Consider the following 1,221-nt stretch of genomic DNA (forward strand, 5'->3'; position numbering starts at 1 on the left):
CTGCCGGTGCTCGTCGCAGCGGCCCTGACGCTGTCGGTGTGCGTCCCCACCGTCCCCACGACGCGCCACTACCCGTCCGCCCTGCCGTTCGTGACCGCCGAGCACTGGCGCCTGTCCACCGGCAGCCGGGTCGCGGTCTACCACTACCCGCCCACCAACAACAGCCCCCGGCAGCGCGTCCCGCTCGTCTACCTCAACGGCGGCCCGGTGCGCGGCATCTCGGTGCTCGACCACGGCTTCCTGCAGCGGCTCGCGGGACAGGGCTATGACGTGTACGCCTACGAACAGGCCGGTGGCGGACGCAGCGACCTGCTGCCCATGGACCAGTACTCGATCACCCGGTCCGTCCGCGACCTCGGCGCCTTCGTCGGCAAGCTCGGCAAGGGCCGCGCCGACGTACTGGGATTCTCCTCAGGCGCGGTTGTACTCACCCGCGCGCTGGCCGACCCGGCCATCGCCGACCACCTGCGCCGGGCAGTCATCGCCGAGCCGGGCCCCATGGACGGCCCCACCGCCCGGATGGCGGAGCAGAAGGGTCGGCCGTCGGCCCGACCTCGCTCCGGCGATGACCGGACCGCGCTCCACGCACGTCCCGCGGTACGCGGTCGCCTTTGGCCTCATGCGGCTCGGACTGCTCAACCCGGACAACGGGCTGGTAGGACAGGCGGAGGGCGACAACGCCTTCACCGCTGCCGATCTCGGCAGCGACACCGCGTCCGCCTACTGCGCGCGGGACGCGCACCGCATCCCGGTCGAGGACACCGCGGAGAACTTCTCCTTCAATGCCGCCGCCAGCCTCCGCATCCAGCAAACGATCAAAGACTCCCCCTCCATCGCCCCGCAGCTCAGGCGCTCCCGGACACCCGCGATGCTGATGATCGCCGAGTGCTCCTCCCAGGTCCGGCAGTGGCAAACAACCATCCTCGCGGACAATCCCGCCATCCAGCGCACCCAGTACATGCCCGGCGTCGGCCACCACATGTGGAACGGGCTGGGTGACAACGACCAACGAGTGGCGGCCGCCATCACCGCGTTCCTCCAGGACAAGCCCGCACCGCTGCCCGACTACCCGACCCGAGCTGACATTCCGGCCTTCCTCCGGGGCCACAAGTAAGCGAGTAGACCCATGGCACCGCCTCCAAGGTGCGTGCAGGAGTGGGCAAATGGTCGTCGGCCCCCTCCAGGGGACGTACGACCCCAACGGGCCGGGACGCCTGCTGT

Annotated in this window: 1 protein-coding gene; it reads left to right on the top strand. The window is 70.4% G+C overall.

Features of this window, described 5'->3' with window-relative positions; genetic code table 11:
- Nucleotides 1–222 precede the first annotated feature (222 nt).
- Nucleotides 223–999, top strand: a complete 777-nt coding sequence (locus tag ACZ7HQ_RS45660) for an alpha/beta fold hydrolase (RefSeq protein ID WP_471003591.1) — start codon at nt 223–225, stop codon at nt 997–999.
- Nucleotides 1,000–1,221: the final 222 nt, after the last annotated feature.

The sequence above is a fragment of the Streptomyces sp. NPDC037290 genome (assembly GCF_055603245.1).